The organism is Sphingomonas sp. MA1305, from assembly GCF_016107325.1.
Classification (GTDB): domain Bacteria; phylum Pseudomonadota; class Alphaproteobacteria; order Sphingomonadales; family Sphingomonadaceae; genus Sphingomonas.
In genome coordinates this window covers 1-23,634 of record NZ_RCVT01000006.1, presented here as the reverse complement: position 1 = coordinate 23,634, position 23,634 = coordinate 1, and the positions used below count along the sequence as shown (strand labels likewise).

17 protein-coding genes are annotated in these 23,634 nt (G+C 66.0%); 11 read left to right on the top strand and 6 right to left on the bottom strand.

Annotation, left to right across the window (positions count from 1 at the left end; genetic code table 11):
• Positions 1-131: 131 nt before the first annotated feature.
• The 5 genes from D9601_RS17755 to D9601_RS17735 all read left to right on the top strand — a co-directional run bounded on the left by D9601_RS17755 (position 132) and on the right by D9601_RS17735 (position 4,885).
• Entirely contained in the window at positions 132-389 is a 258-nt protein-coding gene (locus D9601_RS17755) for a hypothetical protein (RefSeq protein ID WP_198355428.1), read from the top strand.
• A 264-nt stretch (positions 390-653) separates the two neighbouring features.
• Positions 654-1,820, top strand: coding sequence for a nucleotide sugar dehydrogenase (locus D9601_RS17750; protein WP_198355427.1), 1,167 nt, complete (start codon positions 654-656; stop codon positions 1,818-1,820).
• A 194-nt stretch (positions 1,821-2,014) separates the two neighbouring features.
• Positions 2,015-3,496 (top strand): hypothetical protein, encoded by a 1,482-nt coding sequence (locus tag D9601_RS17745; RefSeq protein ID WP_198355426.1) that lies wholly within the window; start codon positions 2,015-2,017, stop codon positions 3,494-3,496.
• Positions 3,493-4,431 carry a glycosyltransferase family 2 protein gene (locus D9601_RS17740; RefSeq protein ID WP_198355425.1) on the top strand — a complete coding sequence of 313 codons (939 nt, stop codon included), beginning with the start codon at positions 3,493-3,495 and terminating at the stop codon, positions 4,429-4,431. The genes D9601_RS17745 and D9601_RS17740 overlap by 4 nt, the downstream gene beginning before the upstream one ends.
• A gap of 148 nt (positions 4,432-4,579) precedes the next feature.
• Entirely contained in the window at positions 4,580-4,885 is a 306-nt protein-coding gene (locus D9601_RS17735) for a hypothetical protein (protein ID WP_198355424.1), read from the top strand.
• Between the two features lie 22 nt (positions 4,886-4,907).
• On the opposite strand, the gene D9601_RS17730 is transcribed toward D9601_RS17735, so the two are convergent.
• A complete protein-coding gene (locus tag D9601_RS17730; RefSeq protein ID WP_232474380.1) occupies positions 4,908-5,639 on the bottom strand; it encodes a hypothetical protein in 732 nt (243 codons plus the stop codon).
• A gap of 216 nt (positions 5,640-5,855) precedes the next feature.
• On the opposite strand from D9601_RS17730, the gene D9601_RS17725 reads away from it, so the two are divergent.
• Both D9601_RS17725 and D9601_RS17720 read left to right on the top strand, forming a co-directional pair.
• Positions 5,856-6,674 carry a class I SAM-dependent methyltransferase gene (locus D9601_RS17725; protein WP_198355423.1) on the top strand — a complete coding sequence of 273 codons (819 nt, stop codon included), beginning with the start codon at positions 5,856-5,858 and terminating at the stop codon, positions 6,672-6,674.
• An 86-nt stretch (positions 6,675-6,760) separates the two neighbouring features.
• On the top strand, positions 6,761-9,127 hold the full coding sequence (locus D9601_RS17720; RefSeq protein ID WP_198355422.1) for an HAD family hydrolase: 2,367 nt from the start codon (positions 6,761-6,763) through the stop codon (positions 9,125-9,127).
• Between the two features lie 58 nt (positions 9,128-9,185).
• On the opposite strand, the gene kduI is transcribed toward D9601_RS17720, so the two are convergent.
• From kduI to D9601_RS17695, 5 genes are all read right to left on the bottom strand, one after another.
• A complete protein-coding gene (kduI, locus tag D9601_RS17715) occupies positions 9,186-10,022 on the bottom strand; it encodes a 5-dehydro-4-deoxy-D-glucuronate isomerase (RefSeq protein WP_198355421.1) in 837 nt (278 codons plus the stop codon).
• A 14-nt stretch (positions 10,023-10,036) separates the two neighbouring features.
• A complete protein-coding gene (locus D9601_RS17710; protein ID WP_198355420.1) occupies positions 10,037-11,185 on the bottom strand; it encodes a glycoside hydrolase family 88/105 protein in 1,149 nt (382 codons plus the stop codon).
• A complete protein-coding gene (locus D9601_RS17705; RefSeq protein ID WP_232474379.1) occupies positions 11,182-12,492 on the bottom strand; it encodes an MFS transporter in 1,311 nt (436 codons plus the stop codon). The genes D9601_RS17710 and D9601_RS17705 overlap by 4 nt, the downstream gene beginning before the upstream one ends.
• A gap of 144 nt (positions 12,493-12,636) precedes the next feature.
• Entirely contained in the window at positions 12,637-15,606 is a 2,970-nt protein-coding gene (locus D9601_RS17700) for a TonB-dependent receptor (RefSeq protein ID WP_198355419.1), read from the bottom strand.
• Positions 15,607-15,672: 66 nt separating this feature from the next.
• Positions 15,673-16,404, bottom strand: coding sequence for a FadR/GntR family transcriptional regulator (locus D9601_RS17695; protein ID WP_198355418.1), 732 nt, complete (start codon positions 16,402-16,404; stop codon positions 15,673-15,675).
• 104 nt (positions 16,405-16,508) lie between these two features.
• Here D9601_RS17695 and D9601_RS17690 point away from each other — a divergent pair, with 104 nt between their 5' ends.
• The 4 genes from D9601_RS17690 (at position 16,509) to D9601_RS17675 (ending at position 23,262) form a co-directional block, all read left to right on the top strand.
• Positions 16,509-17,465, top strand: coding sequence for a DUF4861 family protein (locus tag D9601_RS17690; RefSeq protein ID WP_332838051.1), 957 nt, complete (start codon positions 16,509-16,511; stop codon positions 17,463-17,465).
• Positions 17,462-18,748, top strand: coding sequence for a DUF2264 domain-containing protein (locus D9601_RS17685; protein ID WP_198355417.1), 1,287 nt, complete (start codon positions 17,462-17,464; stop codon positions 18,746-18,748). Before D9601_RS17690 ends, D9601_RS17685 begins: the two co-directional genes overlap by 4 nt.
• A gap of 198 nt (positions 18,749-18,946) precedes the next feature.
• Complete coding sequence (locus D9601_RS17680) at positions 18,947-21,895, top strand: TonB-dependent receptor (RefSeq protein ID WP_198355416.1); 2,949 nt, start codon at positions 18,947-18,949, stop codon at positions 21,893-21,895.
• A gap of 32 nt (positions 21,896-21,927) precedes the next feature.
• On the top strand, positions 21,928-23,262 hold the full coding sequence (locus tag D9601_RS17675) for a BNR repeat-containing protein (protein WP_198355415.1): 1,335 nt from the start codon (positions 21,928-21,930) through the stop codon (positions 23,260-23,262).
• Positions 23,263-23,634: the final 372 nt, after the last annotated feature.

The window sequence follows — 23,634 nt, the reverse complement described above, 5'->3', positions numbered from 1 at the left end:
CCCGAGCCCGGCGGTTTTATACCAAGCCACTGACACACCATGCTTTCGCGCACTCTGGGCCGCTAGCCGAAAGCGCAGGATATGGTTAACAGGACCGACTCGGCGCGTTTGGCCGATGTGCCGGAGGTTCGATGCTGAGTGAAATGGCCGGAGGCCTGGTAGGATGGCGGCGCAACCCGGTGCCGGGCGGGACGGTCCTGACGCTGCAGGTCGCAACCTCTACCCAGGCATTCCACGACGACGATTATACGAGAGTGTATCTGGCGCTCAATGATCGCCAGCTGCGCTCGCTGGCACGCGACCTGTATCGCGCGACGGAAGCCAAGGGGATTCCCCTGTTCGCACCCCGTCGCTGGTGGCGATTTTGGTCACGACGGCTCACCGACTGATCTGACGGCGGCTCGCTGATCAGCGGGGGAGGGGCAATGCCGTGCGAAGCCAAGGTTCGGCGCAGCGCGTGTCCTTGGTGGGGACGAGGAACGTCCAGCGGCAGCGCAAGGCGGTTCCATTCCCGCCGACTTCCCCGTAGGCGCCATCGCCATGCCTGAGGAATGACAGACATTGCGGTATGGCAACGATACGGCATGCCGCTAGCGTATGCGGACATGTAGGAGCGCTGCCGGAATGACGCTGTCGCGACGCGGAGTTGACGAATGAAGATTGCGGTGTTCGGCCTGGGCTATGTCGGCCTGTCCAATGCGGTGCTGCTGGCGCAGCACAATGAGGTCGCGGCGGTCGATATCACGCCCGCGCGTGTCGACATGCTCAATGCGCGTCGTTCGCCGATCGTCGATGCCGAGCTGGAGGAGTTCCTCGCCAGCCGGCCGCTCAATCTCACCGCGACGCTCGACCCGGCGGAGGCGCTGGCCGGCGCCGATTACGTCATCGTCGCCACGCCGACCAATTACGACGTCGACAGCAACAAGTTCGACACCTCGTCGGTCGAGGCGGTGATCCGCACCGCGACCGCCACCAACCCGCAGGCGACGATCGTCATCAAATCGACCATCCCGGTCGGCTTCGTCGAGGACGTCCGCCAGCGGCTCGGCACCGATCAGGTGATCTTCAGTCCCGAATTCCTGCGCGAGGGGCAGGCGCTGCGCGACAATCTCTATCCGTCGCGGATCATCGTCGGCGAACAGTCGGAACGCGCGCGGGTCTTCGCCCAGCTGCTGCTCGAGGGCGCGGTCAAGAAGGACGTCGAGATCCTGTTCACCGACCCCAGCGAGGCCGAGGCGATCAAGCTGTTCGCCAACACCTATCTCGCGATGCGCGTCGCCTTCTTCAACGAACTCGACAGCTATGCGATCAGCCACGGCATGGACTCGCGCCAGATCATCAGCGGCGTCGGCCTCGATCCGCGCATCGGCTCGCACTACAACAATCCGAGCTTCGGCTATGGCGGCTATTGCCTGCCCAAGGACACCAAGCAGCTGCTCGCCAATTATTCGACGGTGCCGCAGAATCTGATCCGCGCGATCGTCGACGCCAATCGCACCCGCAAGGATTTCCTCGCCGACCAGATCCTGGCGCGCCGCCCGCGCAAGGTCGGCGTGTTCCGGCTGGTGATGAAGGCGGGCTCGGACAATTTCCGCCAATCGTCGATCCAGGGGATCATGAAGCGGATCAAGGCCAAGGGCATCGAGGTCGTGATCTACGAGCCGGCGATGATCGAGGAGACGTTCTTCGGCTCGCGCCTGATCCGCGACCTCGCCGCGTTCAAGGCGGAGTCCGACGTCATCATCGCCAACCGCATGACCGACGATCTCGCCGACGTGACCGACAAGGTGTTCACCCGCGATCTGTTCGGTTCGGATTGAGGTCATCACCCTTCGAAAACGCGTTCCGTCTTGAGCCCATATGGCGGAGCCAAGCATCGCGATAGGGAAGCCACCAAGCTTGTTCTTGCCATTGCTATTGAACGATCAAGAGATTTGTCGACAGCTTCATCGGCGCAGCTAATGTCCGTTATATTACGAATGGGGATGTGTATGCACGACGAGATGCTTCGCGTATGACGAACCGAATTCCCCCTCTCCAGCGATGGCAATATATTCTTCCGCTTTTGGCTATAGCGTTGCTTTGGCCAGCAATAGTGAACGGCGGAGCATTCTACTTTCCTGATACGTCCGCTTATATTCGTGGCGTTGATGCTGCTTTCAATCGTGCATTTGGTTGGCACACAGTGTGGACGCAAACCATGGCTCCGAATTCCGGTGGCACGGGTTCGGCGCCTTCGCTCCCCATCGCAGTGAAACCCGTTCTATTGGGCCGATCGCCCTTCTACGGAATCATTCCGTATATCAGTGTGCTACTTACGGCTTCGGATTGGCCGACCCTGATCGTGCAAGCCTTGCTTGCCGGTGTCGCCGTGATCGGCCTGACACGCCACTTCGTCGACCCGCGACAGCGGGGCTTTGGCTGGACGTATGCGGCATGCATCCTGATGCTTGCCGCGACATCCCTGCCGTTCTTTGTATCGATGCTGATGCCTGACTTCATGGCCGGTATAGCTATTATCGCGGCCGCTGCACTGATCATTGGATGGCGTAGAGAACATTGGGCCTGGAATATCGTCTGGTTTGCCCTGACCGTGGCGGCGGCCTTGATGCACAGCGCCAATATTCTCATAATATTTTCCATCTCTTTTCCCGTACTGATCATAGCAGCGGCAAGACGTGCCGGCGGATTAGCATGCGGCGCAGCCTTCACCATATCTGCGGCTCTGCTGGGGCTCGTGGGCGAGGCCGCCTTTGCGCACACTGTGACGAAGTTGACCGGTACCGCCCCGATCAGACCGCCGTTCATTTCGGCGCGTCTGATCGAAGATGGTCCTGGGCTTAATTATCTCGACAGCACTTGCCCGAAGTCGAATTTCACCCTCTGCCGGTTTAGAGGCCGGATGCCATATGGCAGCGACACCTTTCTTTGGAGCGCAAATCCGAAAAATGGCGTATTCTCTGCGGCGTCGCCCGCCGATCAACGCGCGCTTTCCGACGAGCAGGCACGCTTCGTCCGATCGGTTCTGATCGCTTACCCACGACAAACTACCATCGCGATGCTGCGCGCCGCTGGCCGTCAGTTGAGCCTGCTCAGCCTGGTCGAATTCAATTATCCGCAATTATCCGATCTGGACCGCATCCCGCAGCACCTCATGAAGGATATCGTAACAACACGGGCGTACAAGCACAGCATGCCCGTTGTTCCCGAATGGATGCTGTGGTCACTGGTGTTGGTGTCGCTGACCGTCATCATCCTGGCATTTCGCCGTCCAATCACGCGGCCAGCCACCGGATACGGCATGATCATATTACTTGGCTGGTGCGCCAATGATGCAATATGTGGCGCACTCTCAACACCCCACGATCGCTATCAAGCGCGCGTAATCTGGGTTCTTCCGCTCGTTGCTCTGTTGACCATGATACTGTCGCGCTCGGTCACCTCGACGGCAGAAAGCAACGATACGTCCAATCCACTGATCTTGGCAGGACAATGACGACCATGACAAAACCTACCATCGCCGTTCTGCTACCCTGCTACAATGAAGCAGCCGCGATCGCACAAACCGTAGCAGGTTTCCGTGCGGCACTGCCCGATGCCATGATCTATGTTTATGACAACAACTCCACCGACGCCACTGTTGCTGTCGCGCGCGAAGCAGGCGCGATCGTCCGCACGGAGCGCATACAAGGCAAGGGCAACGTCGTACGGCGGATGTTCGCCGATATCGATGCCGATGTCTATGTGATGGCCGATGGTGACGCGACTTATGATGCGGCGTCCGCGCCGATACTTGTTGCACGTCTCCTAAGCGAGCAATGCGACATGATCGTCGGCAGCCGGATCAGCCAAGTAGAGGAAAGTTATCGTCGCGGCCATCGCTTCGGCAATGCTCTTCTAACGGGTATGCTGGCGCGGTTGTTCGGTCGCAGCTTTACCGATATCCTTTCTGGCTACCGTGTGTTTTCGCGTCGTTTTGTTAAAAGTTTTCCGTCCTTATCTTCTGGTTTTGAAATTGAAACCGAGATCAGCGTCCACGCGCTCGAACTGAAAATGCCATGCGCCGAGGTGGAAACGCCTTATTACGCGCGACCCGAAGGGTCGACTTCTAAGCTCAGTACCTATAGCGATGGATTTCGTATTCTGAACACGATTATGACGCTATACAGAATTGAAAGACCCCTGCTTTTCTTTGGCGTGATAGGCGCTTTGTTTGCCGCTTTGGGCTTAGCGCTCAGCATACCTTTGGCGTTGACCTACATGCAAACGTCCTTGGTTCCACGATTCCCAACCGCAATTCTCATCATTGGTCTGATGATCATCGCCGCCCTTTGTTTCTTTGCTGGCCTGATCCTCGACACGGTAGTGCGCGGGCGACGGGAGGTACGGCGGCTGGCTTATTTGGGATTGCCTACACCGCAGATGCTGTAACCATCCGTCTCGCGGAACGATCGACAGTCTCCGATCCCTTAAGCGCCATGAAGCGTTCGTCCGGGCACGCAGCGGATGTCAGTAAAAGCGGGATCGCCCGGGGCATTAACCTGGGCGACGCCCGTATCTGGCCGCGGCGCTGATCGGCGTGTCGATCTTCTCCGCACCCGCTTGGCTCAGAAGCCTGCTCTGTCCGGCGGCCGCCCGCTATGTCGCGTCCATCTCCTTCGCGGTCTACGTCATCCACGGCATGCTGGCCGATACGTGGCTGGGTACCGGCGGAACGCTGCAGAAATATGCGAAGCGGCCGCTGCTGATCGCCGTGACCTGGCTATTGGCGCATCTTTCCACCTTCCGATTTGAAAATCCGATGATCCGCCTCGGCAAGCGCCTGTCCCACCGGTTCGAGCGGCCTGCCGCCATTCAGCAGGTCGCCGAACGGACGGGCAGCTAGCGCCATAACGGTGCCGGTACGCTCATTTCGGTAGCCGCCGCAGCGTCTCGGCCATGTCGGAGTCGATCACCGCTTTGGGGTTGCCGTCGCCGTAGCGCGTCCGGCTGCGATAGCGCAGCGCCGGATGATAGCGGCCGTCCGGGCCGAGCCGGTCGACGGTGATCCAATAGGCGAAGGGGGCGTCGGACGTCGGCTCCGCCGCGACGATCGCGCCGCGCAGGGGGCCGGTGGCGATATAGCGGACCTCCTGGTTGTTGTTGTGGCCGGTGCGCTTCGCATAGACCGGGACGAAGGCGTCGCGGGCGCGGTCGTAGCCGAGCGCGATCGTGGCGACGCGCTGGTCGCCATCGCCGCTGTGCAGGCTGGCGGCGCGGATCAGCAGCAGCGGCCGGTCGGGGCGGGGGCGGACGATCCGGGCGTCTTCGAGAAAATGCGGCTGGTCGAACAGGTCCGGCTCGCCGGGCAGCGCGAGCAAGGTGTCGAGGCGCGGCGCACAGGTCCGGCCGCCGTCGCGGCTGATGCAGAGGCGGACGATGCCGGATGCCCGATCACCGGCCTCGCCGAGCGGATAGGCCACCGCCGGCCCCTGCGTCGCGACGAAGCGCCAGCCGGGTTTCGCGGCGAAGGGCTGCGACAGGTCGAGCGATGCCAGCCTCGTGGCCGTGACGCCGGCCGGGAGCGGCGCCGCGGCCGTAGCGACGAGGAGGATGGGAGCGATCGCCAGCCCGCGTCCAAAGCCCTTGTCCCGCATCATCCGTCCATTCCCTGCTGCGAATGCCCGGTCGTCATGCTGATCCGGACGGGCTGAACCGCGGCTGTCCGCGATCGGCTGGCCCGCGACCTCCCGTTAACGCGGCTTAAGCATGTTCGGCATAGGAATGCAGGGCCTTGCCCTCCGGGGTATGTCCGTTCCGATCGATCGCTGCGGATCGTCGGTCCGTCTAGCCACTGCGATGAGGCTGTCCTGTCGATGTCCGACCTCCTGATCCACAGCATGTCCGAATTCTCGACCCTCATCCTGCAGGCCCTGCAGGTCGCGGGGGCGCGAAACATCGTCGAGATCGGCGCGGAATATGGCGGCATGTCGGTCGAGATCGCCGCCTATGTCGGCGCGCGCGATGGCACGCTGGTCAGCATCGATCCCGCGCCGAAACCCGAATTCCGGCACTGGGCGGCCGCCAATCCCCAGGTCCGGCATATCGCCGACACCAGCCTGTCGGCGCTGCCGGACCTGGCGGACGTCGACGCCTGGCTGATCGACGGCGATCACAATTGGTACACGGTGCATGCGGAACTGAACGCCATTGAGACGATCTGCCGGCGGGACGGACGGCCCTTGCTCGCCTTCTTGCACGATGTCGCCTGGCCGTCGGGACGACGCGACATGTATTATGCGCCGGAGACGATACCCGCCGAATTCCGCCATCCGTACAGTTTCGAAGGCGGTGCGCTGCCCGGCCATTCGCCCCTGGTGCACGGTGGCGGCTTCCGCGGCATGGGACAGTTCGCCTGGGCGACGCATGAGGGCGGCCCGCGCAACGGCGTGCTCACCGCGATCGACGATTTTCGCGCGCGGGCCCACGCCGACGGGCATGGCTATGCCTTTGCGGTCGTGCCCGCCGTATTCGGGCTGGGCGTCCTGTTCACGGCGGATGCGCCGTGGAGCGATGCGCTCGCCGACCTGCTCGCCCCCTATCACCAGAACCCCTTGCTGCGCCGGATGGAGGACAATCGCCTGGCCAATTACCTGAAGGTCTTGGAATGGCAGGATGCCGCCGGTCCCGCGTGAACGGGCGGAGGATGCCGACCGCGTCGGATGGTTAACGGATCAGTAGTGATATTCGCCCATAGCGGGGGCCGAAGGAGCATTCGCCGATGATCACGACCGTCCGCCCGTTCGAACTGGCCACGTTGCTGGACAGGGCGCCGGCAGGCATCCGGATCGTCTCGCTCGACTGTTTCGACACGTTGATCTGGCGTGCGACCCACCGGCCGCAGGATGTGTTCGCCGAACTCGCCATCGCCGGCGGTGGCATCGAACCGCGCACCGAGGCCGAAAAGATCGCGCGCGACCTGCAATGGGCCGATCAGGGCACGCGCGAGGTGTCGATCGAGCAGATCTACGCCCAATGGCCGGTCTTTCCGGGTGATGGCGTCGCGGCGGAGCTGGCCCTGGAAGCGCGTCACTGCTTCGCCTTCGCGCCGACGGTGGCGCTGATCCGCCGTGCCAAGGCGGCCGGATTGCAGGTCATCATCGTCAGCGACACCTATCTGTCCGAGCCGCAATTGCGCGGGTTGATCCGAGCCGCGGCGGGGGAGGATGTCGCCGCGATGATCGACCGGATCTTCTGCTCGTCCGAAATCGGCGCCAGCAAGGCCGACGGCATGTTCGGGCCGGTTCTTCGCGCGCTAAACGTCCCGCCGGCCGCGATCCTGCACGTCGGCGACAATCTGCGCGCGGACGGCATCGCCGCGGACCAGGCCGACCTCCATGCCGTCCACATCAAGCAGTTCGACGCCGAGACCGAGCATCGCCTTCGCCTGGAAGCGGCGGTCGCCGCCCTCTTCGATCCGGCCACGACCGTGTCGCGACCGACGCTGCAGCTGCATCGTCCGGCGATCGCGTCCCGCGCGCTGGAGGAGCCCAAGTCGGCGCTGGGCCATGACGTCTTCGGCCCCGTCCTGCACAGCTTCTCGCAATGGCTGCAGGCCGAGATCGCCGAACTGGCGGCCGCGTCCGGGCGGCCGGTGAAGCCGCTGTTCCTGCTGCGCGACGGCTTTCTGCCGCTCGCGATGTTCGAGGCCGCGGGTGGCCAGGGCGCGGCGATCTCGATCAGCCGGTTCACCGCCCGGCGCGGCTCGTTCGTGGACGGTGCGGCGATCCGCGCCTATCTGCAGGACGAGCCGACGGAGCGTACCGACGTCCTTGCGACGCAATTGGGCCTGACCAGCGAGGAAGCGGCGCGGATCGGCACCGACAACGACACGTTCCGGGCAGGGGTGCTCGCGCCCGATGTCGTGCGCCGGATCTGCAGCCGCAGCGCCGCCTTTGCCCGCCGCATGGTGCAGCATGTCCGCCGCGAGGGCCGGATCGCCGCAGGCGACATCATCATGCTCGTCGACCTGGGCTATAAGGGGACGGTGCAGGACCGGGTGACGCCGCTGCTCGAGGAGCAGCTCGACGTGCGGGTGACCGGCCGATATCTGCTGCTGACCGACCATCGCTGCGACCCGGCCAGCAAGCGCGGGCTGTTCGATGCGCGCCATTACGACCATCGCACGCTGAAGGCGCTCAGCATGCAGATCGCGGTCGTCGAGCAGGTCGCGACATCGGACAAGGGGTCGGCGATCGACTATGCCGACAACGGCCGCCCCAAGCACAAGTCCTGCCTGATCAGCGCCAGCCAGCGCGCCACCCGCCAGGCCATCCAGTCGGGGGCGATCGCCTTCGCACGTGACGCCTCGGCCGCCGTTCACCGACCGCCGGCATCCGCGGACGCCGATGGCGATCGCCAGACCGCCATGGCGATCCTGGCGCGCCTGCTCTTCCTGCCGCAGGCCGCCGAGATCGGCATCTTCGCCGAATTCCAGCATGACGTGAATCTGGGCACCGACGATCTGATCGCGATCGTCGATCCGTTGCGGGCCCAGCAGGAATTGCGCCGCTGGGGCCTGTCGTATCTGCGCAACGCCAACCGCATGTTCCTGGCCGGCGAATTGCAGCCGCAGGGCCTGCCCATGTCGCTGGCGCATCTGTCCGCCGCGCGTCTGGGGCTCGATCTGCGGATCAGCGACGTCACCCCCGTCACCCGCCCGGTCGAGGTGATCCTGACCCAGCAGGATCGGCAATTGGCGCAGCAATTCACCGCCTCCCTGACGCACGACGGCTATTTCAGCCTGATCGTCCCGGTCGGCGCGGCGCAATTCGGCGTCGCCATCCCGATGGGGGCGATCGGCCGCATCGTGCAGATCGACGATATCTCGTTCCACTATGTCGCCGATTTCGACGCGCGGCGGGGTGCGGCACGGCCGCCGATCGACGCCGAACCGATCCACGATGCCATGGAGGAACTGGCCGCGGGGCTATGGCGCTGCAATGCGAACAGCCTGATGTTCATCACGCCGCCTGCCGGCCGCTATGCCGAGCCGCTCGCCCTGTCCATCGTGTTCCGGCCGGTCGTCGCGGCGGACACGATGGCCGGCCCTGCCGTTACCGCCGAGTCCGTCGCCGAGGCCGCCTGACGCCGGCTGCAACATCTGCCGAGAGGTCGACCTGTCGACACGCCGACAGGGGAAAAATTTACCGCAACTGGCAGATGTCGCAGACCGCCATATCCTCGTAATCCTGGTTCTCGCCCGCCATCGCCCAGACGAAGGCGTAGTTGCGGGTGCCCGCGCCCATGTGCACCGACCAGGGCGGGCTGATCACCACCTCCTCGTTGCGCATCACGATCGTCCGCAGATCGTCGGGCCGGCCCATGAAGTGGAAGACGCGATCGTCCTCGCCCAGGTCGAAATAGAGGTAGATCTCGCTGCGCCGCTCGTGGACGTGGGGCGGCATCGTGTTCCACACCGACCCGGGCTTCAGCCGGGTGAGGCCGAGGCACAGCGAGGCGCTGGCGCAGCGGTGCGGCAGGATCAGCTGGTGGATCTCGCGATCGTTCGACGTCGCCAGGCTGCCGCGCCTCATCGGTTCGGCGTCGGTCAGCGTCACCTTGCGCAAGGGCAAAGCGGCATGGGCGGGGACGCTGAGCAGATAGAAGCGCGCGCCGTCGCCGGCGAAGCGCACGTCGGCCGATCCCATCGGCACGTAGAGCGCCTCGTAGCGGTCGAGCGCGATCGCCTCTCCGTCGACGGTGACGCGGCCGGGGGCACCGATATTGACCACGCCGAGCTCGCGCCGTTCGAGCAGGGGATGGCCGGCCGCGCTCGCCGGCGCGTCCTGCACCGGCAGCGCCAGCTCGTTGGCTTCCGCCGGCACCGCCGCGCCGATCACGAAGCGTTCGCCGTGCGAATAGGTCAGCACGATCTCGCCGGCGCGGAACAGATCGTCGACCAGATAGCGGTCGCGCAGATCGGCGTTGGACGCCCCCGCCATCATATCGGGATGGGTGGCGTAATAGGTCCGTTCGTACATGCGTGCGGGCCCGGTCAGCGCGCCGCGCGGTCGAGCGCCGCCATCTGCGTCGCCGCGAGCAGGAAGGCGCCGACCCCGTAATATTGGGTGTCGCCGGGCGCAACCGTCTCCGGCCGGTCGCTGACCTGCTGCACCCAGCCGAGCCGGCCGTCGGGCTGGATCGCGCGGGTGAGCGCCGCCCAGCCGCGCTGCGCGACGGGCGCATAGGTGGCGCGCGGCAACAGCCCGCTGTTGACGCCCCAGGCCATGCCATAGGTGTAGAAGGCGGTGCCGCTCGCTTCCGGCGGGCTGTCCTCGGGCGCGAGCAGCGACGGCGCCCAATAGCCGTCGGGCTTCTGCACCGCGGCGAGCTTGGTCGCCATCGTGCGGAACAGCCCTTCCATGCGGATGCGGTCGGCGCTGCCCCTGGGCAGCAGCGGGATGATCCGCGCCATGCCGGCGAACACCCAGCCGTTGCCGCGCGACCAGAATTGCTTGCGCTGCCTGGCGTCGCGGCGCTCGAAGAAGCGGCTGTCGCGGTAATAGAGATGCTCGACCGGATCGAACAGGAAGTCGGTGGTCGCCCAGAATTCCTTCAGCGCGAAATTGCGGTAGCGCGGGTCGCCGGTCTGCCGGCTGAGCTCGACCAGCGCCGGCGGGGCCATGAACAAAGCGTCGCACCAGCACCAGCGCGTCAGGCATTCGGTGTCGCCATAGCCGCTCGGCGGCACGTAGAAGGCGAGGGTGGTCACCGCCGGCCGGCCGACGACGCGATCGAAGGCGGCGCGGGTCGGCGCCAGTGCGGCCGGGCCGGCGCCGTGCGCCGCGGCCCAGAGATAGCTTTGCGTGATCGCATGATCGTCGGCGAAATAGGGCTTGGCGCCCGGCTGCCACTGGTTGGCGCGGCCCATCGCCAGGATCGCGTCGCGGATGCGCGGCGGGGCGCCGGCGTCGGCGAGCGCGGTCATGCCGACCCAGAACACCGCCTGTTCCCAGGCGCGCGGGTTGCGCGTCTCGCCCGTCGCGCGGCTGACGTGCGCGCTGTCGGCCATGCGCGCCAATTGCCAGTCGGCGAGCCGCACCGCCGCGGCGAGCGGCGCCTGCGTGGTGGCTTCGGCAGGAACGGGTTGCGGCGCAACGAGGAGCGGCGTCGCGGCCGCCAGAGCGAGAGCGGGGAGGATCATGCGACGGTCTCCGAACGGGGCAGGGTCGCGGGCGCGAGCCGCGGGCTGATGAGGTGGAGCGCGGCGAGCGCGAGCAGATAAGCGGAGGCGGCGACGGCGAAGATCGGCGTGTAGCTGCCCGACACGTCGAGCACGTAACCGACGAACTTGGCGATCAGCATGCCGCCGATCGCGCCCGCGGTGCCGCCGATGCCGACCACCGAGGCGACGCCGGCGCGCGGAAACAGGTCGGACGGCAGGGTCAGCAGATTGGCGGAAAAAGCCTGGTGCGCAGCGGTGGCGAGGCCGATCAGCAGCACCGCCAGCCACAATTGGTCGACATGCTGGACGGTGACGATCGGCAGCACCGCGATCGCACAGCCCAGCATCGTCGCCTTGCGCGCGGCATTGGCGCTCCAGCCGCGCTGGATCAGCCGCGACGACAGCCAGCCGCCGAGCACGCTGCCGCCGTCGGACAGCAGATAGATGACGACCAATGGCGGGCCGAAGCTCTTGAGGTCGAGGCCGTAGCGCTTGCCGAGGAAGTCCGGCAGCCAGAACAGGAACATCCACCAGATCGGATCGGTCAGAAACTTCGGGATCGCATAGGCCCAGGTCTCGCGCACCGCGAACAGCCGCAGCCAGGGCAGGCGGCCGGCGGGTGTGACGGGATCGCTGCGGATCAGCGCCAGTTCGGCGGTGGAGAGGCGCGGCTGTTCCTCGGGCCGGCGATACAGGCTGATCCAGGCGATCAGCCAGACGATGCTGAGCGCGCCGGTCGCGATGAACGCCATCCGCCAGCCATAAGCGAGGGTGATCGCCGGCACGATCAGCGGCGTCGCGATCGCGCCGACATTGGCGCCGGCGTTGAACAATCCGACCGCGAGCGCGCGCTCGCGCTGCGGAAACCAGTCCGTCACCGCCTTGAGGCCGGAGGGGAAATTGCCGGACTCGCCGAGGCCGAGCGCGAAGCGCGCCGCGGCGAATTGCGTCACCGATCCGACCAGGCCGTGCGCGACATGCGCCAGCGTCCACAGGGTGAAGGCGACCGCATAGCCGATCCGTGCACCGACCGCGTCGACCAGCCGTCCTGCGGCGAGGAAGCCGATCGCATAGGCCGCCTGGAACCAGAAGACGACGTCGGCATATTGCCCCTCGCTCCAGCCGAGGTCCTTCTGCAGCACCGGCTTCAGCACGCCGATCATCTGGCGGTCGATATAGTTGATCGCCGTCGCGGCGAAGAGCAGCGCGCAGATCGTCCAGCGATAGCGGCCGATCTCTGGGGTCGGACCGGCCATGCGGGCGCCGGTCACCTGATCCGCTGACATCGCGCTCGTCCCCTCCCGTGCCGCCATTCGGCACCCCTGGCAAAAGTTATCATATGACCATGCCGAGGTGTCAAACCCCACCGCTCGGCGAGAAAGCGGGGCGTCCCGGCGGCCATCGCCCGGACGCCCCAGGTGGGGGACCTGTCAGAACTTGCCGCGGATCCCGATCGAGAGGGTGCGGCCGTTGAAATAGGAATTGTCCCGCCGCGACTGGCCGTTGCCTGCCGGCTGGCTCGGGTCTTCGTAGAAGAAATAGACGTTCTGGTTGGTGATGTTCAGCGCATCGATGCGGAACTCGATCAGGTCGCTGAACCGGTAGCTGATCGTCCCGTCGAGGAAGCCCTGCGCGTTGAGATAGGGCACCTGGTTGTTGCCGGTATTCTGCGGGCTCTGGCCGGTCTTGCCGCGGTAATTGTACGAGCCGCGGATCGACAGCGGACCCTTCTCGTAGAAGCCGGTGATGCTGTAGGCGTATTTCGGCACCCCCTGCAGCGAGATGCGGTCGCCGTTGGTCAGCACGAAGTCGCTGCCCTGCTGGTCGATCAGGGTCAGGCTGCTGGTCACGCCGAGACCGTCGAACGGCTTGGGCAGGAAGGTGAAATTCTGCTGATAGGCGAATTCCAGCCCCTTCAGCTTGAGCTCCGACTGGTTGATCGTGATCGTCCGGTCGAACAGGAAATTGGGGTCGATCGTGCTGCCGCCGAGCGAGGCCGGGCAGGCACCGGCACCGAGCGACGGGCAGCTGAACAGATTGGACGGCAGGCCCAAGGTGCCGAACGGCACGCGGTCGGTGACCGACAGCGGCCGGTCGTAGAGCGTCTTCAGGAAGCCGCCGACGCTGAGCAGCCCGCCGCGGGTGAAATACCATTCGAGCGCGGCGTCATAGCCGGTCGCGCGCTGCGGCTTGAGGTCGGGATTGCCGACCGTGACCGCCGGGTTGAAGATATTGGGCACGCGCGTGCCGGCCGCGATCGTCGCCAGCGAGTTGCGCGTGATCGTCTCGCCGGTCGCACCGCGCAGCACCAGCATGGGGGTGATGTCGAAGGTGAGGCTCGCCGAGGGCAGGAAGTTCTGATAGCCGCCCTGCCGCTCGGCCGGGACGAAGGTACCGCCGGTGCCAGCCTGGAAATTGTCGATCAGCGTCCGCGTGTCGGAGAAGCGCACGCCCCAGTTGATCCGCAACGGATGGCTGCCGATCGGGATCTTGAACGAGGTTTCGAAGAAGGCCGACTTGACCACTTCCTCCGCGGTGAAGGCCTGGTTGAGCGCCGGCGTTGCCCGGCGGTTGGCGGCATTGGCGTTGAGCGTGTTGAGCACGAAATCGCGCGAGAAGGTCGCGAATTGCGACGGATAGCCGCTGTTGCCGCCGTTGCTCAGCGCGCCGATCTGGACGAACGGATCCATGTTGGCGAACACGCCCGTCGGATTGCTGGCAAAGGTGCCACCCTGCGGCAGCACGGTCTGCGCGGCGATGCTGCTGCCGTCCTGGCGCTGCACGCGCTTGGTGCTGGAGGTGTAATTGGCGCCGAGCTTCAGCGCGAGCAGTTGCTCGCCATTGTCGATCGGCGTCCAGTCGACCACCGCGCGTGCGGTCTTCACCCGGTCGAGCTCGTCGTTGATCGCAAAGCCCAGCGACGGCGCGCGATAATTGGCCGGATTGGTGAAGCTGGTCGGCGAGCTGATCGTCGGATAGGTGACGTTGCCCGTCGGATCGAAGGTCGTGGTGATCCCGTAGATGTTCGAGACGATGCGGTTTTCCGAATAGACCGCCTTGCTCTGGCTGTAATTGGCCTGCGCCGACAGCTTGAGGTTGTCGGCGATCGACCACACGCCACGGCCGATGATGTAGCGGAATTTGGTGGTCGTATCGCGATAGAAGCTTTCGGTCAGGATGCTCGAATTGCCGAAGGTGCCGTAGAGGTTGTTGTACTGGTCGAGCTTGACGTCGAGCGGGATCAGGCCCGAATTGGTGCCGGTGCCCGGCGCGCTGGTGGTGCCGGCGACCGTGCGCGAATTGCGCACCGGCACGCCGAACGTATATTCGTCGGTCTGGTCCTTGAGCTCCGACGCGATGCCGTCGATGCTCGCCTCGAACCGGTCGCTCTTGTACTGGAGCGAGCCGACGAAGGCGAGGCGCTGGCGGTCGGTGTTCGACGCATAGATGCGGTAGAAGCGCGGCAGATTGCCGTTCGCCACCTGGGCGCGGGTCAGGCCGCCGAAATTGGCGAGCGGATTGTTGAGATCGAGCTCGAAGTTGAACGGCCCCGCCGTATTGGCTGGCACCGTGCCGTAATAGGGCAGGCGGGCGAGCGCCGAGGAATTGTAGCCGCTGGTGCCGCCACCGGTCGACTGGAAGCCCGAGCGTTCGTTGACGTTCTCCGAATAGGCGACGCCGAACAAGGCGCCGAAATTGCCTGCGGTGTCGCTGAGCAGCAGCGAGCCGCGCGGGCGCCATTCCTTCGACTGGGTGTTGTAATTGGCCTGCGCCGAATAACGGATGACGCGGCCGTTGGCGTCGAACGGGCGCGGGGTCTGCAGGTCGACGACGCCGGCGATGCCGCCCTCCTCGAGATTGGCGGCGGGCGACTTGTAGACGTCGACGCGGCCGAACAGTTCGGATGGGAAGACGTCGTAGTTGAAGTCGCGGGTCGAGCTGCCGACGTTGGTCGACGAGGTGGTGCGCACCGGCTCGCCGTCGATCGTCGTTACGGTGAATTCGGAGCCGAGGCCGCGGATGCTGATCCGCTGGCCCTCGTTGGAAAAGCCGTCGCGGGTCAGGATCACGCCGGGGATGCGCTGCAGCGAATCCGCCACGTTCGCCTCGGGGAACTTGCCGATATCCTCCGCGACGATCGAATCGCGAAAGCCGATCGCGTCGCGCTTGAGGTCGATCGCTTTGGTCAGGCTGTTGCGGAAGCCGGTGACGACGATGTCGTCGGGCGGCACCGCGGCGTCGGTCTGCGGCGCATCGGCGCCGTCGGTCGGCGGTGCGGAGGCGTCAGCGCCGGCCGACGGTACCGGCGTGGCGGGTGCAGTCTGCGCCGCGGCGGATGCAGCCGCCAGCATCGCGGCAACGACGATCGGCGACGCACCGACCAGGCCCCATGACTTCATCGATCCTCTCCCCTTGGCCGCTCTCCCACGGCCTTGGGCGAGTTATCATATGAATTTTACGAGGTGTCAATTGTCTGACAACGGTTCCGCCTGGCCGATCGTCTCGCTGAGCTCGGTATGGCGGCTGAGGCTCTCCTGCATATGGTGGCGCGCCGCGTCGCGCGCGCCGGCGGGGTTCATCCGCACGATCGCCTCGACGATCGCCTCATGCTCGGCACGGACCTTCTCGACATAGGCCTGCTGCGCCTCGACCGGCATGTCGCGCAGATAGAGGCTGCGCGGCGGCACCAGCCGGACGCCGAGGAAGTCGACCAGCCGCACGTACATGTCGTTCTGCGAGGCGCGCGCGATCGCCATGTGGAAGCGCACGTCCGCCGCGGCCGATGCCTCGGGATCGTCGGCGACCTCCGCCATCTCGCGCAGCGCGGCGCGCAAGGCGGCGATGTCGGGCAAGGTCCGCCGCGCCGCGGCGAAGGCCGCCATCTCCGCCTCCACCGCCAGACGCACCTCGAGCAGGCGGATGACGTCGGCGAGCTCGCGCATCTCCTGCCGGGTGATCTGGAACGCCTGGTAGCGTGCGTCGTCGGAGACGAACACGCCCGATCCCTGGCGCGCGACCGTGATCCCCTGCGCCTCCAGCCGTGCCATCGCCTCGCGTACCACGGTGCGGCTGACCTTCTCGTCCTCGGCGATCACCTTCTGGGTCGGCAGCCGCGTGCCGGGCGGCAGCTCGCCCGAACGGATGCGCGCCTCCAGCTTGGCGTGGAGCGTATCGGCCATCGACATGGTCTTCGTCATCGTGACTTCCTTCCCGCTGCCCGCAGCGTCCGGTCGTCGACGCGCAAAGCTTGGCAGACCCGGCAGATCCGGATAGGTTGTCCTATAAATAGGGGAGATCAAGCGTGCCACCATCTTCTACGCGGTCGGTCAGCCTCGGCCTGCTGCTCGCCTTGCTCGCCGCGCCCGTGCTGGCACAGAGCGACGCGCCGCGGATGCCGCCGCTCGGCACGCCCTTACCCGCGCCGACCGATCGCACCCAGCGCGCCGTCGCGCTGCGCGCCGACTATCGCTACGGCGATCTGCTCTGGGAAAACGACCGCACCGCGCACCGCATCTACGGCCAGCCGCTGGAGGCGGCGGAACCACCGTCGGGATCGGGGATCGACAGCTGGGGCAAGAACGTCGTCTGGCCGTTCGCCGACCGCCAGCTGCGCACCGGCGACCAGCATGCCTATCATGGCGAAGGCCTCGACTTCTACAATGTCGGCACCGCGCGCGGGGCAGGGGGCCTCGGCATCTGGCAGGACAATAAATTGTGGACGTCGCGCAACTACGTGCGCTGGCGCATCCTGAAGAGCGGCGGGGACAGCGCCGACTTCACCGTCGACTACGATCCCTGGCCGGTCGGCGTGACGCGCAAGGTGTGGGAGACGCGGCGCTTCACGCTGCCGCTCGGCACGCAGTTCACGCGGCTCGTCTCGACCCTGTCCTCCGACCGGCCCGATCCGCTGATCGTCGGCATCGGCATCGGCATCGGCCGCCAGACGATGGGCAGCGGCGGCAAGGGCGAACTGACCGTCGACCGCGCACGCGGGCTGATCAGCTGGTGGGGGCCGGAGGACGGCGAACACGGCCGGATGGGAATCGCGGTGCGCGTCGAGCCGGCGATGATCGCCGACATCCGCGACGATGCCGAGAACCACCTCGTCCTGCTGCGCGTCACGCCGGGCAAGCCGTTCGTCTATTATTCGGGCTCCGCCTGGGACAAGGGCGAGGGGGGCTTCCGCACCCGCGCGCAATGGGACGCCTATGCGCGCGACGCCAGGCTCGACTTCACCGTGCCGGGGGCGGGGCGATGAGCGGCGGCCTAGACCGCCGCGACCTGCTCGCCGGCCTCGCGGGCGGAGCCGGATTGCTCGCCGCGGCCGCGCCCGCCGCGGCTGCGGCGCAGGGGCAGGGGCAGGGCGCCTTGCCCGACGGCGCGGCCGACCGCGCCTATGCGCTCGAGCTGCTGCGCCGCATGGCCGAGCCGGTGCTCGGCCGCATGGCGCGCGGCCGGCTGCAGGCGGAATGGCAGCCGGAGCTCAGCCCGACCTGGGACGGCCGCGACCGCCGCGTCGCCTATCTCGAGGCGTTCGGCCGGCTGGTCGACGGCCTCGCCCCCTGGCTGGCGCTGCCCGACGATACCAGCGCGGAGGGGCGGCTGCGCGCCCGGCTGCGCGAGCAGGCGGTGCAGAGCTACGTCCATGCCGTCGATCCGAAGAGCCCGGACTATCTGCTGTGGCGCGGCCCGGGCCAGGCGCTGGTCGATTCCGCCTATTTCACCAGCGCGCTGCTGCGCGCGCCCGATGCCCTGTGGACACCGCTCGACGCCGCGACCAAGGCGCGCATCGTCACCGAGATCAAGGGCCTGCGCCACGTCTCGCCGCCCTATCAGAACTGGATCCTGTTCGCCGCGATGAACGAGGCGTTCCTGTTTTCGATCGGCGAGCAATGGGACCCGATGCGCGTCGACCTCGCCATCCGCAAGTTCCTGGAATGGTATGTCGGCGACGGCTGGTACGGCGACGGCGCCGACTTCCACTATGATTATTACAACAGCTACGTCATCCATCCGATGCTGGTGCAGATCCTCGCCGTGCTGGCGGCGGGCAAGCCCGACTTCAACAGCCTCAAACCCGCCGAGGAACATGCCCGCGCGCTCAAGCGGATGCAGCGCTATGCCGAGCATCTGGAGCGGATGGTCGGCCCCGACGGCGCCTATGCCGCGATCGGCCGCTCGCTGACCTATCGCACCGCGGTGCACCAGCCGCTCGGCTTCCTGGCGTGGCACCGGCAATTGCCCGACACGCTGCCGGCCGGTCAGGTGCGCGCGGTGACCAGCGCGACGCAGCGGCGGATCTTCGCCGATCCGAGCAATTTCAACGCCGACGGCTTCCTGACCATCGGCTTCGCGCGCGCCCAGCCGACGCTGGGCGACATCTATTCCAACGCCGGCAGCATGTATATCGCCTCGGAAGGGCTGCTCGCGCTCGGCCTGCCCGCCGACGATCCCTATTGGACCGCCGCGCCGCAGCCCTGGACGATGCGCCGCGCCTATGCCGGCGAGGATTTCCGCAAGGATTATTACGTCACTTACTGAGCCGGCCCCAGCTGGTTCGTCATACTTCTCGACCTTCACGCAGAGATGCGGTACCGCGAAGTGACGGCATATCCTCTCTGAATATGGAGACAGTTTCCATCTATCGAGACTCCCGTTGCCTTCCGTAGAATTTGTGATACAAATTTTTCGGAAGGACCGGCGCGGTGCGATCGGTCGCATGGACAAGGGGAGGGGACGATGAAGGCCAAGGCCTGTGCCGTGATGCTGGCAGGGGTAGCGATGGGGGCGGTGCTGTCACCCGCCGCTTATGCACAGACGCAGACCGCCATCGCGGCCGCGACCGGCGCGGCGCCCGTCGAGGCTCAGACGGACGCGGCGCAAGCCGACGCGACGCAGGCCGACGGCAGCGACATCGTCATCACCGGCTTCCGCAAATCCTACATCGACGCGCTGCGCATGAAGCGCGACGACCAGGGCATTTCCGACAGCATCTCCGCCGACGGCCTCGGCCGCTTTCCCGACCTCAACGTCGGCGAGGCGCTGCAGCGCGTGCCCGGCGTGCAGATCAACCGCGAGGCGGGATCGCGCGATGCGACGATCAACCTGCGCGGCCTGCCCGGCACCTATGCGCGCTACACGATCAACGGCCAGACCTTCGCCGATCCGATCCTCGACAGCTCGACGCCGTTGGGCGCGTTCAACGCCGACGTCTTCTCGGCGATCGCGGTCAAGAAGACGATCGGCGCCGGCGACCAGGCGGGCGGCCTGTCGGGCATTATCGACCTGCAGATCGCGCCGGCGCTCGGCCGCAAGCAGGGCGGCTTCATCAAGATCGCCGACGAGTACGACACGCTCGGCAAATATACGAGCCCGGCACTGACCGCGGGCTATAACGCGCACGTCACCGACACTCTCGCGGTGTTCGGCGTCGTCGCCTACAAGAAGGAACGCTTCCGCCGCGATTCCATCTTCTTCAACGCCTACAGCCCGCTGTCCGCCGCCAATGCGCCGGGCTTCGCGCAATATCTCGATTATTATTCGCCGCTCAACGCCAACGGCAGCTGCCCGTCGGGCAAGGTCTGCGCGGCGGGCGGCACGGGGACCAAGGGCACGACCGGCGTGCTCTTCGCCTCCGACCAGCGCCAGGCGGTCAAGTTCAACGAGGGCGACCTGTTCACCGCCGCGGCTGGCGCGGAATGGAAGCCGACCGACACGTTGCGGGTCGGCGTCACCGGCTTCTTCACCCGCCGCAACCTCAAGAACAACCTGACCAATCTGATCGAAGTCGACATGCGGTCGAACATCGCGCAGATCACGCCGACGACGTCGCCGGTCGTCCAGGCGGACAGCAACGCCTATGTCCAGGGCGTCACTTACGCCAATGCGCAGCTCAACGATTCCATCCGCTCCGAACCGTTGCTCGAGCAGATGTGGGACGGCATCGCCAATGTCGAATGGAAGAACGACGGCTGGCGGGCGATGGCGGCACTGACCAGTTCGGAAGGCAAGAACAACGCCGTCCAGACGCAGATCGACATCCGCAACCTGCCGCGCGCCGGCGGCAACGGCGTCAACGGCAGCTTCAATTCGGGCGGCGCGTCGATCGACGACTATCAGCTGACGCTGAACCGCAATCCGGCGCTGATCGTGCCCGCGGGTCCCTACACCTGGAGCGCGAGCAACCAGCCGACGCAGATCGCCGCCAACGGCGACCAGCTGATCGTCGCGGGCAGTTCGGGCTATGGCCTCAACCGCGTCCGCGCCGCGCAGGGCGAGGTCGAGCGCGACATCGGATCGGTGCTGAAGTCGATCCTGGTCGGCGGCCGCTACGAGCGCGCGACCTATACGTCGCAGGGCTATCGGACCAGCGCCAAGGGCGTGCAGGCGCAGAACCTCAATAGCGGCGTGCTGAGCGACAATCCTTACGCCAATTCCTTCTTCGGCGGCAGCGTGCCGGGCTATCTCGCCAACTGGCCGCAGCTCAGCTTCGACCAGCTCGTTGCGCGCCTACAGCCGGTAACGGTGCAGCCCGGCGACGTCGTGACCCCGACGGGGTGGATCAACGATCCGACCAACGCCTCCTATGCGCTCTACAATTTCTCGGTCCGCAACACTATCGCGGCGGGCTACGGCCAGGCGAACCTCGCCTTCACGGTCGCTGGCATCGCGTTCAGCGGCTATGCCGGCGTGCGCTACGAACATACCGACCAATTGATCAACGCGCTGTCGCGCCAGGTCGGCACCAATGGCGGCATCGTCTACGTGCCGCAGCAGTTCCGCCAGAAGTACGGCAACTGGCTGCCGTCCGCCTATCTGTCGGCCGACCTCACCGACAGGCTCGTCCTGCGCGGCGCTTACTACAAGGCGTTCGTCCGGCCGCAGCCGCGCAACCTGACCCCGGCGACGACGGTCAGCACCAATTCGACCGGCTATGCGATCCAATACGGCGGCTACGACCTGAAGCCCTATTCGGCGGACAGCGAGGATCTGTCGCTCGAATGGTACAATCGCCCCGGCGGCCTGTTCGCGATCGCCGGCTATCGCAAGGTGATCCGCAATCTGATCTCGCCGGAGACGCGCCTGTCGCGGCTGTGCCCGGCGGATGCGACGCAATTCGGCCTGGGCCAGCTGACCACGATCGGCACCACCTGCTACAGCAACCAGTTGGTCAACGGCCAGCCGGCGATCGTCACCGCCAGCGGCAATTTCAACCAGCCCAATCCGATCACCGTCACCGGCCTGGAGGTGACCGCGCAGCAGAATTTCGACTTCCTGCCCGGCATCCTCCGCAACCTCGGCGGCCAGGTGAACTATTCCTACACCAACGTCTCGGGCACCAACGCCGACGGCAGCAAGGCGGCGCTGCCCGGCGTGTCGAAGAACAACGTCAACGTGATCGGCTATTACGAAAGCCCGGTGTTCGGCCTGCGCGTCATCTACACCTGGCGCGACCAATATACGCTGACCGGCGGCAACACCTTCACCGGCGGGGCGAGCTTCGTCGCGCCGCGCGGCCAGCTCGATTCCTCGGTGTCGCTGAAATTCTCCGAACGCTATTCGCTGTCGCTCGACGCGTTCAACCTGCTCGACGCCAAACGCATCCAGTATCAGGTGACCCCCGCCATCCCGCGCCAGGCGGATTACGACGGCCGCACCTTCACGCTGGCGTTCCACGGCACGTTCTAACCGGCCCGCGGGCCACGAAAGGATCGATCGTCATGCGCAAGGGGATGGGACTGGCGGCCGCATTGCTGCTGGCGGGTGCGGCGCCCGCGCAGCAGGCCGCCGTGCCGGCCCCGGCAAGCGCGCCGACGGTGCAGCTGTCGGCGATCGACCGCGTCTGGGCGGGACATAGCGCGCGCTTCGCGCTGGCGGTGACCGAGGCAAAGATCTTCGTCGCTTATTACGACGCCAATCGCCAGCTCACCGTCGCCTCGCGCGACCGCCACGGCAGCTATTGGATCTATCACAAGCTCGACTGCTGGGTCGGCTGGGACAGCCACAATTACATCGCCATGGCGGTCGACGCGGCCGGCCAGCTGCATGTCGCCGCCAACATGCACCGCGATCCGTTGGTCTATTACCGCACCCGCATCGCCGGTGACGTGCGCAGCTTCGTGCACGAACCGGTGATGGTCGACGCCAGACTGGAACGCAGCATGACCTATCCGATCTTCCTGCACGATGCGGCGGGGCGGCTGGTCTACAAATATCGCGACGGCGGCAGCGGCAACGGCAACGAGATCTACAACGTCTACGACCCCGCGACGCGACAATGGTCGCATCTGCTGTCGACGCCGCTGACCGACGGGCAGGGCCAGCGCAACGCCTATTTCGTCGGACCGGTGCTCGGCCCCGACGGCTATTTCCACATCGCCTGGGTGTGGCGCGAGACGCCGATGGCGGAGACCAACCACGATCTGTCCTACGCCAAAAGCCGCGACCTGGTGCATTGGCAGAAGGCGGACGGTACGCCGCTGACGCTGCCGATCACGCTGAAAAGCGGCGAGATCGTCGATCCCGTGCCGGTCGAGGGCGGGATGATCAACAACAACACCCTCGTCGGCTTCGACCCCGCCGGCCGCGCGATGATCACCTATCACAAGTTCGACAAGGCGGGGAACACGCAGATCTACGTCGCCCGCCGCGAGGGGGCTCGCTGGCATATCGTCCAGGTCAGCGACTGGCAGGGCTTCCGCTGGGATTTCCGCGGCGGTGGCTCGCTCGACAGCCGCCTGTTCGTCAGCGGCGCGGTGCCGGTCGGCAAGGACCGGGTGCGCGTGTCGGTGATCCGCGACGGCAAGCCGATCGACTTCCTGCTCGACGCCGCGACGCTGCGCCGGATCAGCGAGACGCCCGGCCGCTCGCTGGCGCAGGCGCTAGCCGGGGGGAGCATCGCGGTGCCGGCGGGGATGATGCTCAACACCGTCGAGGACAATGGCGTGAGCGGCGTCGCGCTCGCCTGGCCGACGCTGCCGCCCCACCGCGACGTGGCGAGCGCCGACATTCCAGAGCCGACCGTGCTGCGGCTGGTGGAGGGGGCGGGGCGGTGATGGACATGCCGCGATGACACGGCCGCGCAAGCACGCGGTGAGGGCCAGGCCCGCCAGGCGCCTGAAACCCGCTACGACAATCCACTCCACTCAACAGGAGCGGCGGAGAGTATAGCGCTCGTCAAGCATCGGGCCGAACGCATGCCCGCTTAGACCACGTGCTTACTTGGTGGATCACGGCGCTTTCGACGTCGCTGTTGGACGATCCGATGATCCGTCGCAGCAAGCATCTATGAAACCGACTCGGGCGTATCGAACGAACACCACACCACCCTGACATCCGCGCATCTACCACCCGACGCTGTGACCCATCGGCTTTTGGTGTTACTGTCCCCCATGCGGGAGCAGCCTCCGGAGGACCGGCGCAGGTGC

Bases quoted from the DNA above. Each gene is read 5' to 3' on its own strand.
- D9601_RS17740 (WP_198355425.1), top strand. From the start codon at position 3,493: ATGACGACCATGACAAAACCTACCATCGCCGTTCTGCTACCCTGCTAC.
- D9601_RS17705 (WP_232474379.1), bottom strand. From the start codon at position 12,492: ATGTCAGCGGATCAGGTGACCGGCGCCCGCATGGCCGGTCCGACCCCA.
- D9601_RS17720 (WP_198355422.1), top strand. From the start codon at position 6,761: ATGATCACGACCGTCCGCCCGTTCGAACTGGCCACGTTGCTGGACAGG.
- D9601_RS17745 (WP_198355426.1), top strand. From the start codon at position 2,015: ATGACGAACCGAATTCCCCCTCTCCAGCGATGGCAATATATTCTTCCG.
- D9601_RS17680 (WP_198355416.1), top strand. From the start codon at position 18,947: ATGAAGGCCAAGGCCTGTGCCGTGATGCTGGCAGGGGTAGCGATGGGG.
- D9601_RS17675 (WP_198355415.1), top strand. From the start codon at position 21,928: ATGCGCAAGGGGATGGGACTGGCGGCCGCATTGCTGCTGGCGGGTGCG.
- D9601_RS17700 (WP_198355419.1), bottom strand. From the start codon at position 15,606: ATGAAGTCATGGGGCCTGGTCGGTGCGTCGCCGATCGTCGTTGCCGCG.
- D9601_RS17725 (WP_198355423.1), top strand. From the start codon at position 5,856: ATGTCCGACCTCCTGATCCACAGCATGTCCGAATTCTCGACCCTCATC.
- D9601_RS17730 (WP_232474380.1), bottom strand. From the start codon at position 5,639: ATGATGCGGGACAAGGGCTTTGGACGCGGGCTGGCGATCGCTCCCATC.
- D9601_RS17750 (WP_198355427.1), top strand. From the start codon at position 654: ATGAAGATTGCGGTGTTCGGCCTGGGCTATGTCGGCCTGTCCAATGCG.
- D9601_RS17710 (WP_198355420.1), bottom strand. From the start codon at position 11,185: ATGATCCTCCCCGCTCTCGCTCTGGCGGCCGCGACGCCGCTCCTCGTT.
- D9601_RS17755 (WP_198355428.1), top strand. From the start codon at position 132: ATGCTGAGTGAAATGGCCGGAGGCCTGGTAGGATGGCGGCGCAACCCG.
- D9601_RS17685 (WP_198355417.1), top strand. From the start codon at position 17,462: ATGAGCGGCGGCCTAGACCGCCGCGACCTGCTCGCCGGCCTCGCGGGC.
- kduI (WP_198355421.1), bottom strand. From the start codon at position 10,022: ATGTACGAACGGACCTATTACGCCACCCATCCCGATATGATGGCGGGG.
- D9601_RS17695 (WP_198355418.1), bottom strand. From the start codon at position 16,404: ATGACGAAGACCATGTCGATGGCCGATACGCTCCACGCCAAGCTGGAG.